Source organism: Fulvimarina endophytica (genome assembly GCF_003403015.1).
Lineage (GTDB): Bacteria > Pseudomonadota > Alphaproteobacteria > Rhizobiales > Rhizobiaceae > Fulvimarina > Fulvimarina endophytica.
The window spans coordinates 641,839-655,223 of record NZ_QURL01000001.1 but is presented as its reverse complement, the minus strand read 5'-3'; the positions used below and the strand labels follow the sequence as shown (position 1 = coordinate 655,223).

Here is a 13,385-nt window from a genome sequence, read left to right as displayed (position 1 = left end):
CAGAGGGAAGGCAAGGCATGTCCGTCGACGCCGACACCGTCCGCCGCGTGGCAAGGCTCGCGCGCATCGCCGTTACCGAAGACGACGTTCCGGCCATGCAGAACGAGTTGAACGCCATTCTCGGCTTCGTCGAGCAGCTTTCCGAAGTGGACGTCTCGGGGGTCGAGCCGATGACTTCGGTGACCCCCATGGAGATGAAGAAGCGCGTGGACGGCGTGACGGAGGGCGATCGCGCCAGCGACATCGTCGCCAACGCCCCGCTGACCGAAGACAACTTCTTTCTGGTTCCGAAGGTGGTGGAGTAAGCTCCATGCCCTACGCCATCCGAGCAGAGCGCTTTTTGGGCGACGATGTTCGCGAACTCGCGATCAAGCTCGACGATGCGCTGACCTCGCTCGCGCCGCCTGAATACAACTTCGGGCTCGATTTCGACGAAATGACCCGCGCCGATGTGACCGTGTTCGTGTGCCGTGCGCGAAGCGGTGAGGCCGTTGCCATGGGGACCCTGAAGGACCACGGCAACGGGCTCGGCGAGGTCAAGCGCATGTTCACCGAGCCCGAGTTCCGGAAGCGTGGGCTTGCCCAGCGTATCCTTCGCGCGATCCTGAAACGCGCGGAAGCGACGGGCCTCTCCCGAATCGTCCTCGAAACCGGATCCCACGAGGATTACGGACCCGCCCGGACCCTTTACGAACGCATCGGCTTTCGCGAGTGCGGGCCGGTTCTCGATTATCCCGCATCCCCGCACAGCCGCTTTTACGAAAAGACCCTTTCAGCATGACCGATCTCACCGGCCTCACCATCGCTCAGGCGCGCGAAAAGCTGACGACGAAGCAGATCAGCGCCGTCGAACTGACCGAAGCCTATATCGGAGCGATCGAAGCCGCCAATTCGTCACTCAACGCCTATGTGGCGGTGACGCCGGACAAGGCGCGCGAGATGGCCAAGGCGTCCGATGCGAGGATCGCCGACGGAAATGCCGGGGCACTGGAAGGCATTCCGCTCGGCATCAAGGATCTCTTCGCGACCGAAGGCGTTCACACCCAGGCGGCCAGCCACATCCTCGACGGCTTCAAGCCGCGCTACGAATCCGCCGTCACGGCCAATCTCTGGGCCGATGGCGCCGTGATGCTCGGCAAGCTGAACATGGACGAGTTCGCCATGGGCTCGTCGAACGAGACCTCCCATTACGGACCCGTGAAGAGCCCCTGGCGCGCGACGGGATCGCACGAGGACCGGGTTCCCGGTGGTTCTTCCGGCGGGTCGGCTGCGGCCGTTGCAGCGCGCCTCTGCGCCGGGGCGACGGCGACCGATACCGGCGGCTCCATCCGCCAGCCGGCCGCCCTGACGGGCACGGTCGGAATCAAGCCCACATATGGGCGCTGCTCGCGCTGGGGTATCGCGGCATTCGCCTCCTCCCTCGATCAGGCCGGACCGATCGCCCGTGATGTGCGAGACTGTGCGATCCTCTTGAAATCGATGGCTTCCACCGATGCGAGGGACACCACCTCGGTCGACCGGGAGGTTCCGGACTACGAAGCCTCCGTCGGGCGCTCGGTCAAGGGTCTGCGAATCGGCATTCCGAAGGAATACCGGATGGACGGCATGCCCGCCGAGATCGAGACGCTCTGGCAGCAGGGCATCGAATGGCTGCGCGATGCGGGCGCCGAAATCGTCGACGTATCGCTTCCCCATACGAAATACGCCCTGCCGGCCTATTACATCGTCGCCCCGGCGGAAGCCTCGTCCAATCTCGCGCGATATGACGGCGTCAGGTACGGATTGCGGGTGCCGGGCGGCAATCTGGCCGAGATGTACGAGAACACGCGGGCCGAGGGTTTCGGGCGCGAGGTCAAGCGCCGGATCATGATCGGCACCTATGTGCTTTCGGCCGGTTATTACGACGCCTACTATCTTCAGGCGCAGAAGGTGCGCACGCTGATCAAGCGTGACTTCGAAACCGTCTATGCGGACGGCATCGACGCCTTGCTGACCCCGGCGACGCCGTCGGCGGCCTTCGCGATCGGAGATCAGGAGATGAACTCCGATCCGGTCAAGATGTACCTCAACGACGTCTTCACGGTCACCGTGAACATGGCGGGACTGCCCGGACTTGCGGTGCCGGCCGGGCTATCGGGCGAAGGACTTCCTCTCGGCCTCCAACTGATCGGTCGTCCCTTCGACGAGGAGACTCTCTTCGCCGCAGGTTCGGTGATCGAGAAGGCCGCCGGAAGCTTCGCCCCGGCGCGGTGGTGGTAGGAGCGATCGAGGTGAGCGAGGATCGACGCACGCCGGAAGACTGCCGGTCCATGTCCGAACTGCGCGCAGAGATCGACCGCGTCGACGCGCAGCTCTTCGATCTCTTCGCCGAGCGCATGGGCTATATCCGCCGGGCCGCCGCCATCAAGGAGCCTGCCGGAATTCCGGCCGACGTTCCTGAGCGGGTTCGGGAAGTGGTGGCCAACGCGCAGAGGCGGGCGCAGGAACGCGGCCTCGACCCGGATCTCTTCGGCGAGTTCTGGCAGAGGCTCGTCGCCCATGCGATCGCGACCGAGGAAGCGATCCTGAAGCCGGGCGAGCGCTGAGACGGGAACCGAAGGTTCGCAGAAGAAAAGCCTCTCCCGGCGCTCCGACTGCCGGGCTATTGGGCACTCGGGAGACGATGTCCGGCAGAGCCGGTCACATCCCTTTCATCAGGTTTCGGTCTTCGCTCGCTTGAATTGGCGAACGCCTCCACGACATTTTCTGAAGAAGGCGGCCGTTCGGTTTGCAAATCGTCGAGGCATCGGGGCGAATTGCCCGGCATCGAGGGTGTAAGCCTTATCTGTTCCGCCGCCTTCCTTCGAATTCGAAACGGGAGGAACGGCTATGGAAACGAGACTGACGACGGCAATCGAGGCGATCGAAGCCGGAGACTGGGACAAGGCGCACGAGATCGTCCAGGCGGACTGCTCGCGAGAGGCGGCATGGATCCATGCCCATCTCCACCGGATCGAGGGCGATCAGACCAATGCGAACTACTGGTACAACCGCGCCAATCGCCCGAAGAATTTCGGGACGATCGAAGAGGAACGCGCCGAGATCAAACGGGGCCTGTCCAACTGATCCTTCTGCGACCTGACGGTCATCGTAGATGTCCCGTTCGGCGTTCGATCCACGCCGAACGGGCACTCGGATCTACGACATCCGAATGAAACCCGTGCGAACAAGCCCGCGAAGCCCAGCGACGTGGCGGGGAGGGAACGTCGTTCGACCGCTTCGCGCCTCGGTCGATTCGGCAAGCGATCCGTCCGCCGGATGCGGCGAGCGCGATTTGGGCTGCCGGTCGACCACTGTACCTCCTTGAGCGAGCGTCGGCTTCCTCGCGTCGTCGTCGAGATCGAGTCGCTCTCCATGTTCGATCATAGCATTCGCATTGAATGCGGAGCGCTTGCCTGCTCATCTTTGATTCGCGCCGCCATCCGGCGTCGGATCGAACGGAATCCGGCTCGGATCCTCGATCCTTCTCGGTCGAAAAAGCCCCGAAATGAGGCAATGACGACCTATCCGCGCTCCGAACATCTACCTGAGATAGATGGGGGTATCGGTCGGCGAGCGAGGCCTTCGAGCGGGCTTGCTCCGTCGTGGAACCTGTCCTAGGCTTCATCTTGACGGCGGTTTGGGAGGCTCGCTGTCGACTCATGGTAAAAACGCTTCCATGCCTGACGGCAGTCACTCCCGGGCGTCCCGCCCGGGCGTTCGCGCCTGTCGGGCTATCGGGAAGGGGGCCGGGTCGATGCACGTTCGGGAGACGTGTTCTCCGTCGCAACAAGTGGGAGGAAGAAATGACAGATATCGAAAAGAAGGCCGTGGATCGGCGCTCGTTCCTGAAGAAGGGCGTGATCGGAGGCTCCGCGCTCGCAGCTTCGACGCTCGCCGCGCCGGCCGTGCTCGCGCAGGCACCCCTTACCATCAAGATGCAGACCTCGTGGCCGGCATCCGATATCTGGCAGGTCATGGCGCAGCAATATGCTGACCGCGTCGAAGCGATGTCCGGTGGGCGACTGAAGATCGACCTGCTTCCGGCCGGTGCCGTCGTCGGCGCCTTCCAGGTGGTCGACGCCGTCTCCGACGGCGTTCTCGATGCCGCTCATTCGGTTTCGGCCTACTGGTACGGCAAGAACAAGGCTGCATCCCTGTTCGGAACCGGTCCGGTCTTCGGCGGTAACCCGACCACGATGCTGGCCTGGTTCTACGAAGGCGGCGGCCGCGAATTCTATCGTCGCCTCACGCAGGATCAGATGGGGCTCAACATCGTCGGGCTTCTCGGCTTCCCGATGCCGCCCCAGCCCTTCGGATGGTTCACCAAGCCGATCGAGAACGTCTCCCAGATCAGTGGCCTGAAATACCGCACCGTCGGTCTGGCGGCCGATCTGATGCAGTCGATGGGAATGAGCGTGACGCAGCTTCCGGGCGGCGAAATCGTCCCGGCCATGGAGCGCGGCGTCATCGATGCCTTCGAGTTCAACAACCCGTCCTCCGACCGTCGCTTCGGCGCGCAGGACGTGGCGCTGAACTACTATCTCGGCTCCTATCACCAGGCGTCCGAGGCCTTCGAATTCCTGTTCAACCAGGACTTCCTGGAGGATCTCGACGACGACCTGCGGGCGATCGTGGAATATTCGGTCGAGGCTGCCTCGACGAAGAACACCAACTACGCCCTCGACAACTACTCCGCCGATCTCGCCAAGCTGCGTGACGAGGATGGCGTGAACATCCGCGAGACGCCGTCCGACATCCTGCAGGCCCAGCTGGAGGCCTGGAAGGAGATGATCGTGGAGCTGGAAAAGGATGCCTTCATGAAGGAGATCCTGGACAGCCAGCGGCAGTTCGTGGAACGCGTCACCTATTACGAGCTCGTCAACACGCCGAGCTACCGGCAGGCCTACGAGTTCTTCTTCCCCGGAAAGCTGCCCCAGCAGGGCTGATGACGGCCGAGGCATGGCTCCTCTCGTCGAAAGTGCGTCGCCGGGCCCTTAAGCCCGGCGGAGCCTGATGGGAAAGGTCTCGCGGCGCCGGCGGCAAGTTCCTGCAGGATGAGACGTCGCTGTCTTTCGAGCCTGGCGCAGGTCTCAATGGCATCGCTGTATCGCCGGTTTCCATTCGCTGGTCCGCAGGCACCCATTCCAAGAAGCTGAGGCATCGCGTGCCGGATCCTTGTTCTGCGCGATGCCTCGATCCCGAGCCCGGAAGGGCAGGCGGACCTGCCTGCTTCCTCGTCCGGACCCTGTCTCCAACGGAACGTTCCCCATGCTGGCATTCATTCGATTTGCCGATGCGCTCTCCGCCGCCTTCGGCAAGGCGTTCGCTTGGCTCATCATCCTGATGACGTTCGGAACGAGCTACGAGGTGGTCGTGCGCTACCTGCTCAACGCGCCGACGCCGTGGGCCTACGACATTTCCTACATCATGTACGGTACGCTGTTCATGATGGGCGGTGCCTACACGCTCTCGCGATCCGGCCATGTGCGCGGCGACTTTCTCTATCGCCTCTGGAGCGAGCGCACCCAGGCCGCGGTCGACTTCGTCCTCTACATCTTCTTCTTCTTCCCCGGCGTCACGGCGCTCATCTTCGCCGGTTGGAAATATTCCGAGCGATCCTGGCGATACGGCGAAGTCAGCGTCAACAGCCCCGCCGGCATCCCGATCTTCCAGTTCAAGGCGGTTCTTATCGCCGCAGGCATTCTCCTCTTCGTTCAGGGGCTCGCGGAGATGTGCCGCGCGATCCAGTGCATCCGCGACGGATACTGGACCCGGCCGGAAGAGGACGTTCAGGAAACCGAGGATGCCATTCTCAACGAGGCATCGAAAGTCGAAGGCGATTCGCATCCATGACCGACCCGCAGCTTGCCCTGACGATGCTGGCCCTGTTCATCGTCCTGGTGTTTCTCGGCTTCCCGATCGCCTTCACACTCATGGCCATGGGCATCGGCTTCGGCTACTACGCCTATTTCGACGGCTCGCGCATGTGGCGCGCCTTCGAGCGTCTCGACGAGACCGCCTCCAGCTGGGATAGCTGGTCGCTCTGGTTCGAAGGCTTCATGAACAACCGGATCTTCGATCTGTTCGTGAACCAGACCTATACCGTGATGGCGAACGAGGTGCTGACAGCAGTGCCCCTGTTCCTCTTCATGGGCTACGTCGTCGAACGTGCGAACATCGTCGATCGTCTCTTCTCCACCCTCAACATCGCCTCGAAGAACATTCCTGGATCCATGGGCGTCGCGGCGCTCGTGACCTGCGCGCTCTTCGCGACGGCGACCGGTATCGTCGGCGCCGTCGTGACGCTGATGGGCCTCCTCGCGCTGCCGGCGATGCTGAAGGCCCGTTACGATCCCTCCTTCGCAGCCGGCATCATCTGCGCTGGCGGAACGCTCGGCATCCTGATCCCGCCCTCGATCATGCTGATCGTCTATGCGGCGGCCTCGGGTGTCTCGATCGTGCAGCTCTATGCGGGAGCGATGATCCCCGGTCTCATCCTGGTCGCCCTCTACATCGTCTATGTGGTCACGCGCTCCATCCTTCAGCCTTCGGTCGCCCCGCGTCCGACCAAGGAGGAGGTGCCGGACGTGCCCATGGGCAAGCTCCTTTGGATGATCGTCACGTCCTTCCTGCCGCTCGCCTTCCTCATTCTGGCGGTGCTCGGTTCGATCCTCGGCGGCTACGCGACGCCGACGGAAGCGGCCGCGATCGGTGCGCTCGGCGGCCTGCTTCTCGCCGTCGCCTATCGCGCCCTGACCTTCCAGCGCCTGAGGGAGTCGGTCTATCTGACCGTCCGCACGACGGCGATGGTCTGCTGGCTCTTCGTCGGCTCCTACACCTTCTCGGCCGTGTTCTCCTATCTCGGCGGCGAACACATCATCTCCGAGTTCGTCCAGAGCCTCGACATCACGCCGCTGCAGTTCCTGATCCTCGCCCAGCTGATCATCTTCCTGCTCGGCTGGCCGCTCGAATGGTCGGAGATTATCATCATCTTCGTGCCGATCTTCCTGCCGCTTCTCGCGATCTTCGACATCGATCCGTTGTTCTTCGGTGTCCTCGTCGCCCTCAACCTCCAGACCTCCTTCCTCACCCCGCCCATGGCGATGTCGGCCTACTATCTGAAGGGCATCGCGCCTCCCTCGGTGAAGCTGACCGATATCTTCAAGGGCATCCTCCCGTTCCTCGCAATGGTCTTCATTGCCATGATCGTGGTCTATGTCGTCCCGCAATCGGTCTTCTTCCTGCCCGAATACTTCTACGGACGCTGAGGACAGAACGCAGCGATGGTGACGGTGACCGGCAATCTGGATCTGCCCTTCCTCATTCGAAGGGAGCGGCTTGCGGCAGGCAGCCTGAGAGCGTCCGAGATCTGCGAGGAGGTGATCTCCCGGGTTCGGCCCTATCGGTCGGATCGCCCGGGCCTTGCCTGGATGGACGAGGACTTCGCGCGACGGGTGGCGCTCAGCCGCGACAACTACCGCAAGCAGGGCCGCCCGCTCGGCGCCCTGCACGGGGTGCCCGTCCTCGTGGACGACAGCTTCGACATGGCGCGCGTTCCCATGTCGCGCGGTCTCGAAGCGCTCGAGGGCGCACTCAGCGAGCGTGACGCGACGGCGGTTGCCCGCCTGCGCGCCGATGGCGCCCAGCTCTTCGCCAAATCGGCGATCCCGACACTTCGGATCGGGGAGGGCGAGGACGCCGCGCCCGAGATTGTCGGTGCCGGAGCGTTCCCGCTCGGGCTCTCGATCGATGCCAGAGGCGAGGTGCTCCGGGCGGCATCGAAGGCGGGAGCCGTCGCCTATCGTCCGAGCGTCGGCCTCGTGCCGAAGAGCGGGGTGCTCGACATATCGCCGAGCCTCGACAACGTCACTCTCCTCGCGCGCGAACTCTCCGGGCTCGCCTATCTGACGGATGCCCTGACCGGCTATGACGCGGCCGATGCGGCAAGCGAACCGCGCCCGAGCCCGAAGCTCGGCTCGGCGATCGAAAGCCCGCCGAGGATGCCGCCGGTCATCGGGTTCCTGAACGACAGCCGCGCGACGGCGCGTGCAGCGGTGGACGAACTCGTCGCCGTGCTCGGTGACAAGGCCTTCGCGACGGATACACCTGCGCTCTTCGAAGAAGCCTCGGCGCAGAGTGAGCGGATCGTCAGGGTCGAGGGCGCCAAATGCCTGAAGCCGTTCAAGCGCCGGTTCGGTGACCGCCTGCCCGCCGATATCGGCCGATGGATATCGGAAGGCGAGGCGATCGGCGGCGTCGATTACCTGCGCGCGCTCGACTGGATTCCCGTCCTGCGCTCCGGGATGAACGAGATGTTCGAGCGCTGCACGCTGGCGGCCATGCTCGGCCCGATCGAGGGAGAGCCGGCAACGGCGCCGGCGGAGGTTCTCGCAGCCTTTCTCGGGCTTCCGGTCCTCACGCTTCCGCTGCTCCAGTCGCCGGACGGCATGCCCCTGGGCGTGATGCTGATCGCCAGACGCGGCGAGGATGCCCGCCTGTTCCAAACAGCCGCCTGGCTGACGACGACATTGAACGGAGACGAATGATGAGCCTCGAGAAGATTCTGGCGATCGTCGCCTTCGCCATTCTCTGCTTCTATCTGTCGTTCCTGATCCGCTATGTCCCGCGGCTCGATCTCGGGGTTGTGCTGGCCATTACGGTTGTGCTCGCGGGATACGACCTTCTCTTTCACAGGACGCCGCGCTGACGCCTCTCGCAATCGCGCTCGGAACGGGTCGAAACGCAGGCGAGGCATTCTCGAATGCCTCGCACCATCGTGCGGCGTTGCCCATTCCGGTGTTGGGGAAATCGCCCTCAGGCGGCAGTTGACCGATCGAGATCCGGGCGCGGGGTCTCGAATGTCCTTCGATGCTCGCCCTCCGACATTCCTCATCAAGCTGGCCGACATCCCGGTCGGAGGGCCGCCGGCTCTCCTATCGCAAGCTCAGCCCTTCACTTCGTCATAGGCCGAGAGCGCACGCTCGCGTGCCTTGCCGTGATCGACCATCGGTTTGGGGTAAGTCTCGCCGAGTTTCACTCCGGCCTTCTCGAGAACGTCGTCGCCCGCTTCCCATGGGGCATGGATGTGCTTGTCCGGCATATCCTTCAGTTCGGGAACGAAGCGGCGGATATAGTCGCCCCCCTTGTCGAAACGCTGGCTCTGGGTGATCGGATTGAAGATCCTGAAGAAGGGTTGGGCGTCCGCGCCGGCGCCGCCGATCCACTGCCATTGTGCGGTGTTCGAAGCGATGTCCCCGTCCACCAGCGTGTCCCAGAACCAGCGCTCGCCCTCCCGCCAGTCGATGAGGAGATCGCGGGTGAGGAACGAGCCGACGATCATGCGCACGCGGTTGTGCATCCAGCCGGTCTCCCAGAGCTGGCGCATTCCGGCATCGACGATCGGATATCCGGTCGCGCCCTTCTGCCAGGCCTTCAGTTCCGATTTCGAGGAACGCCAGGAGAAGCCGTCGAACCGATCGTTGAAGTTCTTCTCTGCGAGCGCGCCGAAATGGAAGAGGAGGTGATAGTTGAAATCCCGCCAGACGAGTTCCTGAAGAAACGTCTTGATGGCCTCGTCCGGAATGGTCTTGCGCCGATCGGCATAGGTGCGCGCCGTATGCCAGAGCCGGTAGGGAGAAATTTCCCCCCAGCGTAGATGCGGCGACATGCGCGACGTCTCGTCCGCGAAGGGGCGTTCGCGGCCATTGTGGTAGTCTTCGAGAAGGTCGTCGCAGAACGTCTTGAACCGCTTTTGTGCCGCCTTTTCCCCGGGCGTCCACATGGCATCGAAGCCGCCCGACCAGTCCGGTTTCGTCGGAAGCAGGTTCCAGTCGGCAAGCTCGTCCGACTTCGGAAAGTTCGATGGCTGCTTGAGTCCGTTGGGTGCGTCCATGGGATCGCGCGGCCCCGGTTCGGAGATCTTGCGCCAGAAGGGCGTATAGACCTTGTAGTAGCCGCCGGAGGTCGTCTCCACGGCTTCGGGGTCGTGCAGGAGATTCGCCGTGAACCGTTCGACGGAGACATCCTCCCCGAGCTGCGCCTCCACCTCGTCGTCGATCGCCCGCGAGGCCTCGTCGTAGCGCCGGTTGAAGAACAGGGCGGTGGCGCCGGTCTGCTTCACGACGTCGACGACCTCGTTGGCCGATTTGCCACGGCGCAGCGTGAGCTCGGATCCCTTGCCGCGAAGCGAGTGGGCGAAGGCTTCCAGCGAATGATGCAACCACCACTTATGGGCCCCGCCGAGGGGCCGAATGCCGTCCGACTCCTCGTCCAGAACCACGAGGGGGATCACGGGCCTGTCCGTCTCTGCCGCGAGCGCGAGAGCCGGATTGTCGTCGAGCCGCAGATCGTTCCGCAGCCAGACGACAATGGGGCCGTCGTCTTTTTGCGCACTCTCGCTTTTGGGTGCCGTCTCGCGTGCCATGCTCTGCCGTCCGATCGTTATACCAGTTTCGATCTGGCTATCTGTGCCGGAAGGCTCGGGAAGGAAGCGGTCGCGCGTTCGATCGTCGTGATGGGTGGGGGCGCAGGTCAGTCGGCCGAAGCGGGTCACACTCGATTGGCGTCACGACTTGGATAGTTATTGAACTGCGTTTCAGGCGCAATCGAACTCTGGACATACCCCTGCAGGAACTCGGCATTCGCCTTGATGAGTTCGAATTCACCACGATTCTCGCTTAGGAGTTCAGGCTGTTACCGTAGATACGGAATACGCGCTCTCGGGGCGGGAAACGGTCGATCTTTTTGGAAAAAAATGGCTCCCCGGGCCGGATTCGAACCAGCGACCGATCGATTAACAGTCGAGTGCTCTACCACTGAGCTACCGGGGAACGCTCCGCGTCGTCGCGCTTGGCAACGATGTCTGCGTTGAGCGAGCCTATAGCAAACGGCTGGGCGATTTGCCAAGCGTTCGGGGCGGAAAAAATCGGGAGAGGACAGAAAAAGCTTCGGAGCAGGGCTATGGCGAACTCTTCTCGCCTTTGAGCGTTGCTAGGGTCAGACAGATGAGAACCGACAATGATCATGAACCGCCGATCCCGGCCGATCCCAACCGAAGACATCCACGCCTACGAACGCCAATCGCTCACCCCGCCGCCCACGAGACGCTCGGAAGAGACGTTGCAACGCAGGTCGAACACCATCAACCTCTTCGGGCGAAAGTTCAAACTGCCGGGAAACCGGTGGATGCGGATGACCGTGGGCATTCTTCTGATCCTCGGCGGATGCCTCGCCATCCTGCCCGTCTTCGGGCTGTGGATGATCCCGCTGGGTCTGGTGGTCCTGTCGATCGACCTGCCGCGTGTGCGGCGCCTGCGACGGCGATCTGAGGTGTGGACCATGCGTCGCTACAGGCGCTGGCAACAGCGGCGTCATCCGGCGTGACGAAGCTCCCACCACCGGCGCCAAGGAGCGACGGGTTCGTCGCGGCGGTCTTGTTTTCGGAGCGGGCGCTCTGACTGGATGACGACGAAAAATGGCAGGCGATCTGCGACCGCCTGCCATTCGATTATGCAGAGAGCATTTCGGTGGGCGGAAGCCGCCCCTCAACCCTTGCCGGTCAGTTCCCTGGCCGCGCTGAGCACTGCCTCGGCGTGGCCGGGCACCTTCACCTTCGGCCAGAGGCGGGCAACGGTCCCTTTGTCGTCGACGAGAACGGTCGTGCGCTCGACGCCCATATAGGTCTTTCCGTACATCGACTTTTCGACCCAGACGCCGCAAGCCTCGAGAAACGTCTTCTCCTCGTCCGAGAGCAGCCGGACGTCGAGATCGTGCTTCTCCTTGAACTTCACGTGCTTCTTCACGGGATCCGGCGAGATGCCGAGAACGGCGACGCCGATCGCGTCGAATTCGCTCTTCATCGCCGTGAAGGCGACGGCCTCGGAGGTGCAGCCCGACGTGTCGTCCTTCGGATAGAAGTAGAGAACGAAGGGCGATCCCTTGAGGTCGGCGAGCGAGACGGGTGTGCCGCTCTCATCGGGCAGCGAAAAATCCGGAAGAGCGGAGCCTTCGGTCAACGACATGTCGTTCCTTCCTTGTGTTTCGAAGCCGTCAGACCGGCTTCACGAGCGTATGCTTCTTGCGTCCGACGGACAGCTTGATGGAGCCGTCTCGCAGGAAGCTCCCGTCGAGCGCCAGGCGTTCGTCGGTCACGGCCACGTCGTTGACCCGAACGGCGCCGCCCTTGATGTGGCGGCGCGCTTCGCCGTTCGAGCCGGCCAGACCTGCCGTTACGAGGATGGAGAGAATGCCCGTTCCGGCCTGAAGTTCCGCCTCCGGCATGGTGATCGTCGGCAGCGTATCCACGGCGATCCCTTCTTCGAAGGTCTGGCGTGCCGTCTCGGCGGCCTCCTCGGCCGTGGCGCGGCCGTGGAGCATTGCAGTCACCTCGGTCGCGAGCACCTTCTTGGCATCGTTGATCTCCGAACCGTCCAAGGCCGCGAGCCGCGCGATCTCACCCATCGGCAGGGTGGTGTAGAGCTTGAGGAAGCGTTCGACGTCCGCATCCTCGGTGTTGCGCCAGAACTGCCAGAATTCGTAGGGGCTCTTCATGTCCGGGTTGAGCCATATCGCGCCATCGGCGGTCTTGCCCATCTTCGCGCCGGAGGCCGTCGTCAGCAGAGGAGAGGTGAGTGCGAAGAGTTCGGCTCCCTCCATGCGGCGGCCGAGATCGATGCCGTTGACGATATTGCCCCACTGGTCCGAGCCGCCCATCTGCAGCCGGCAGCCGTAGCGCTTGTGGAGTTCGACATAATCGTAGGCCTGCAGGATCATGTAGTTGAATTCGAGGAAGGACAGGGACTGCTCGCGGTCGAGCCGCAGCTTCACCGAATCGAAGGACAGCATCCGGTTGACCGAGAAGTGCCGGCCGACATCGCGCAGGAACGCCACGTAATTGATGTCCAGCAACCAATCGGCATTGTTGACCATCATGCCGTCGTTCGGCCCGTCTCCGAGGGAGATGTAGTTCTCGAAGCCGCGCCGGATGCCGGCAAGGTTCTCCTCGATCGTCTCCAGTGTGTTGAGCTTGCGCGCCTCGTCCTTGAACGAGGGATCGCCGATCATGCCGGTGCCGCCGCCCATGAGCGCGATCGGCCGGTGGCCGGTCTTCTGCATCCAGTGGAGCATCATGATCTGCATCAGCGAGCCGACATGCAGGCTCTTGGCCGTCGGGTCGAAACCGATATAGCCGGTGACGGTCTCGGTGCGGAACAGATCGTCGAGACGCTTGTCGTCCGATGTCTGATGGATGAAGCCACGCTCGCTCAGCGTGTGAAGGAAATCCGACCGGAACCCGCTCATGGTCCTGAACCCTTGCTGTCTTTTCCCACCCGACTTGCCTCCGGGTGTCGTTTGATGAAGGCTCG

At 63.2% G+C, this 13,385-nt stretch carries 14 protein-coding genes and 1 tRNA gene; 11 read left to right on the top strand and 4 right to left on the bottom strand.

Going from position 1 to position 13,385, the window contains the following annotated elements:
- Positions 1 to 17: 17 nt before the first annotated feature.
- From gatC to DYI37_RS19870, 10 genes are all read left to right on the top strand, one after another.
- Positions 18 to 305, top strand: a complete 288-nt coding sequence (gene gatC / locus DYI37_RS02885; protein WP_116681657.1) for an Asp-tRNA(Asn)/Glu-tRNA(Gln) amidotransferase subunit GatC — start codon at positions 18 to 20, stop codon at positions 303 to 305.
- Positions 306 to 310: 5 nt separating this feature from the next.
- A complete protein-coding gene (locus tag DYI37_RS02880; RefSeq protein WP_116681656.1) occupies positions 311 to 781 on the top strand; it encodes a GNAT family N-acetyltransferase in 471 nt (156 codons plus the stop codon).
- Positions 778 to 2,259 carry an Asp-tRNA(Asn)/Glu-tRNA(Gln) amidotransferase subunit GatA gene (gatA, locus tag DYI37_RS02875; protein ID WP_116681655.1) on the top strand — a complete coding sequence of 494 codons (1,482 nt, stop codon included), beginning with the start codon at positions 778 to 780 and terminating at the stop codon, positions 2,257 to 2,259. The genes DYI37_RS02880 and gatA overlap by 4 nt, the downstream gene beginning before the upstream one ends.
- An 11-nt stretch (positions 2,260 to 2,270) precedes the next feature.
- Positions 2,271 to 2,585, top strand: coding sequence for a chorismate mutase (locus DYI37_RS02870; RefSeq protein ID WP_425365016.1), 315 nt, complete (start codon positions 2,271 to 2,273; stop codon positions 2,583 to 2,585).
- A 283-nt stretch (positions 2,586 to 2,868) separates the two neighbouring features.
- Positions 2,869 to 3,105 (top strand): hypothetical protein, encoded by a 237-nt coding sequence (locus DYI37_RS02865; protein ID WP_116681653.1) that lies wholly within the window; start codon positions 2,869 to 2,871, stop codon positions 3,103 to 3,105.
- A gap of 728 nt (positions 3,106 to 3,833) precedes the next feature.
- Positions 3,834 to 4,967: a TRAP transporter substrate-binding protein gene (locus DYI37_RS02855; RefSeq protein WP_425365022.1), complete on the top strand. Its 1,134-nt coding sequence runs from the start codon at positions 3,834 to 3,836 to the stop codon at positions 4,965 to 4,967.
- Positions 4,968 to 5,289: 322 nt separating this feature from the next.
- On the top strand, positions 5,290 to 5,874 hold the full coding sequence (locus tag DYI37_RS02850; RefSeq protein ID WP_116681650.1) for a TRAP transporter small permease subunit: 585 nt from the start codon (positions 5,290 to 5,292) through the stop codon (positions 5,872 to 5,874).
- Positions 5,871 to 7,289, top strand: a complete 1,419-nt coding sequence (locus DYI37_RS02845) for a TRAP transporter large permease (RefSeq protein WP_116681649.1) — start codon at positions 5,871 to 5,873, stop codon at positions 7,287 to 7,289. Before DYI37_RS02850 ends, DYI37_RS02845 begins: the two co-directional genes overlap by 4 nt.
- Positions 7,290 to 7,304: 15 nt before the next feature.
- Positions 7,305 to 8,567: an amidase family protein gene (locus DYI37_RS02840; protein WP_116681648.1), complete on the top strand. Its 1,263-nt coding sequence runs from the start codon at positions 7,305 to 7,307 to the stop codon at positions 8,565 to 8,567.
- On the top strand, positions 8,567 to 8,728 hold the full coding sequence (locus DYI37_RS19870) for a hypothetical protein (protein ID WP_158555064.1): 162 nt from the start codon (positions 8,567 to 8,569) through the stop codon (positions 8,726 to 8,728). Before DYI37_RS02840 ends, DYI37_RS19870 begins: the two co-directional genes overlap by 1 nt.
- Before the next feature lie 237 nt (positions 8,729 to 8,965).
- On the opposite strand, the gene DYI37_RS02835 is transcribed toward DYI37_RS19870, so the two are convergent.
- Both DYI37_RS02835 and DYI37_RS02830 read right to left on the bottom strand, forming a co-directional pair.
- Positions 8,966 to 10,444, bottom strand: a complete 1,479-nt coding sequence (locus DYI37_RS02835; RefSeq protein WP_116681647.1) for a cryptochrome/photolyase family protein — start codon at positions 10,442 to 10,444, stop codon at positions 8,966 to 8,968.
- A gap of 331 nt (positions 10,445 to 10,775) precedes the next feature.
- Positions 10,776 to 10,850, bottom strand: a tRNA-Asn gene (locus DYI37_RS02830).
- 193 nt (positions 10,851 to 11,043) lie between these two features.
- Here DYI37_RS02830 and DYI37_RS20520 point away from each other — a divergent pair.
- Positions 11,044 to 11,403: a hypothetical protein gene (locus tag DYI37_RS20520; protein WP_425365015.1), complete on the top strand. Its 360-nt coding sequence runs from the start codon at positions 11,044 to 11,046 to the stop codon at positions 11,401 to 11,403.
- A gap of 161 nt (positions 11,404 to 11,564) precedes the next feature.
- Here DYI37_RS20520 and bcp read toward each other — a convergent pair whose 3' ends face one another.
- Positions 11,565 to 12,041: a thioredoxin-dependent thiol peroxidase gene (gene bcp / locus DYI37_RS02820; RefSeq protein ID WP_116681646.1), complete on the bottom strand. Its 477-nt coding sequence runs from the start codon at positions 12,039 to 12,041 to the stop codon at positions 11,565 to 11,567.
- 28 nt (positions 12,042 to 12,069) lie between these two features.
- Complete coding sequence (tyrS, locus tag DYI37_RS02815) at positions 12,070 to 13,320, bottom strand: tyrosine--tRNA ligase (protein WP_116681645.1); 1,251 nt, start codon at positions 13,318 to 13,320, stop codon at positions 12,070 to 12,072.
- Positions 13,321 to 13,385 lie beyond the last annotated feature (65 nt).

Coding starts and splice junctions, on each gene's coding strand:
- DYI37_RS19870 (WP_158555064.1), top strand. CDS start 8,567: ATGAGCCTCGAGAAGATTCTGGCGATCGTCGCCTTCGCCATTCTCTGC.
- DYI37_RS02840 (WP_116681648.1), top strand. CDS start 7,305: ATGGTGACGGTGACCGGCAATCTGGATCTGCCCTTCCTCATTCGAAGG.
- gatC (WP_116681657.1), top strand. CDS start 18: ATGTCCGTCGACGCCGACACCGTCCGCCGCGTGGCAAGGCTCGCGCGC.
- tyrS (WP_116681645.1), bottom strand. CDS start 13,320: ATGAGCGGGTTCCGGTCGGATTTCCTTCACACGCTGAGCGAGCGTGGC.
- DYI37_RS02880 (WP_116681656.1), top strand. CDS start 311: ATGCCCTACGCCATCCGAGCAGAGCGCTTTTTGGGCGACGATGTTCGC.
- bcp (WP_116681646.1), bottom strand. CDS start 12,041: ATGTCGTTGACCGAAGGCTCCGCTCTTCCGGATTTTTCGCTGCCCGAT.
- DYI37_RS02845 (WP_116681649.1), top strand. CDS start 5,871: ATGACCGACCCGCAGCTTGCCCTGACGATGCTGGCCCTGTTCATCGTC.
- DYI37_RS02835 (WP_116681647.1), bottom strand. CDS start 10,444: ATGGCACGCGAGACGGCACCCAAAAGCGAGAGTGCGCAAAAAGACGAC.
- DYI37_RS02865 (WP_116681653.1), top strand. CDS start 2,869: ATGGAAACGAGACTGACGACGGCAATCGAGGCGATCGAAGCCGGAGAC.
- DYI37_RS02850 (WP_116681650.1), top strand. CDS start 5,290: ATGCTGGCATTCATTCGATTTGCCGATGCGCTCTCCGCCGCCTTCGGC.
- DYI37_RS20520 (WP_425365015.1), top strand. CDS start 11,044: ATGAACCGCCGATCCCGGCCGATCCCAACCGAAGACATCCACGCCTAC.
- gatA (WP_116681655.1), top strand. CDS start 778: ATGACCGATCTCACCGGCCTCACCATCGCTCAGGCGCGCGAAAAGCTG.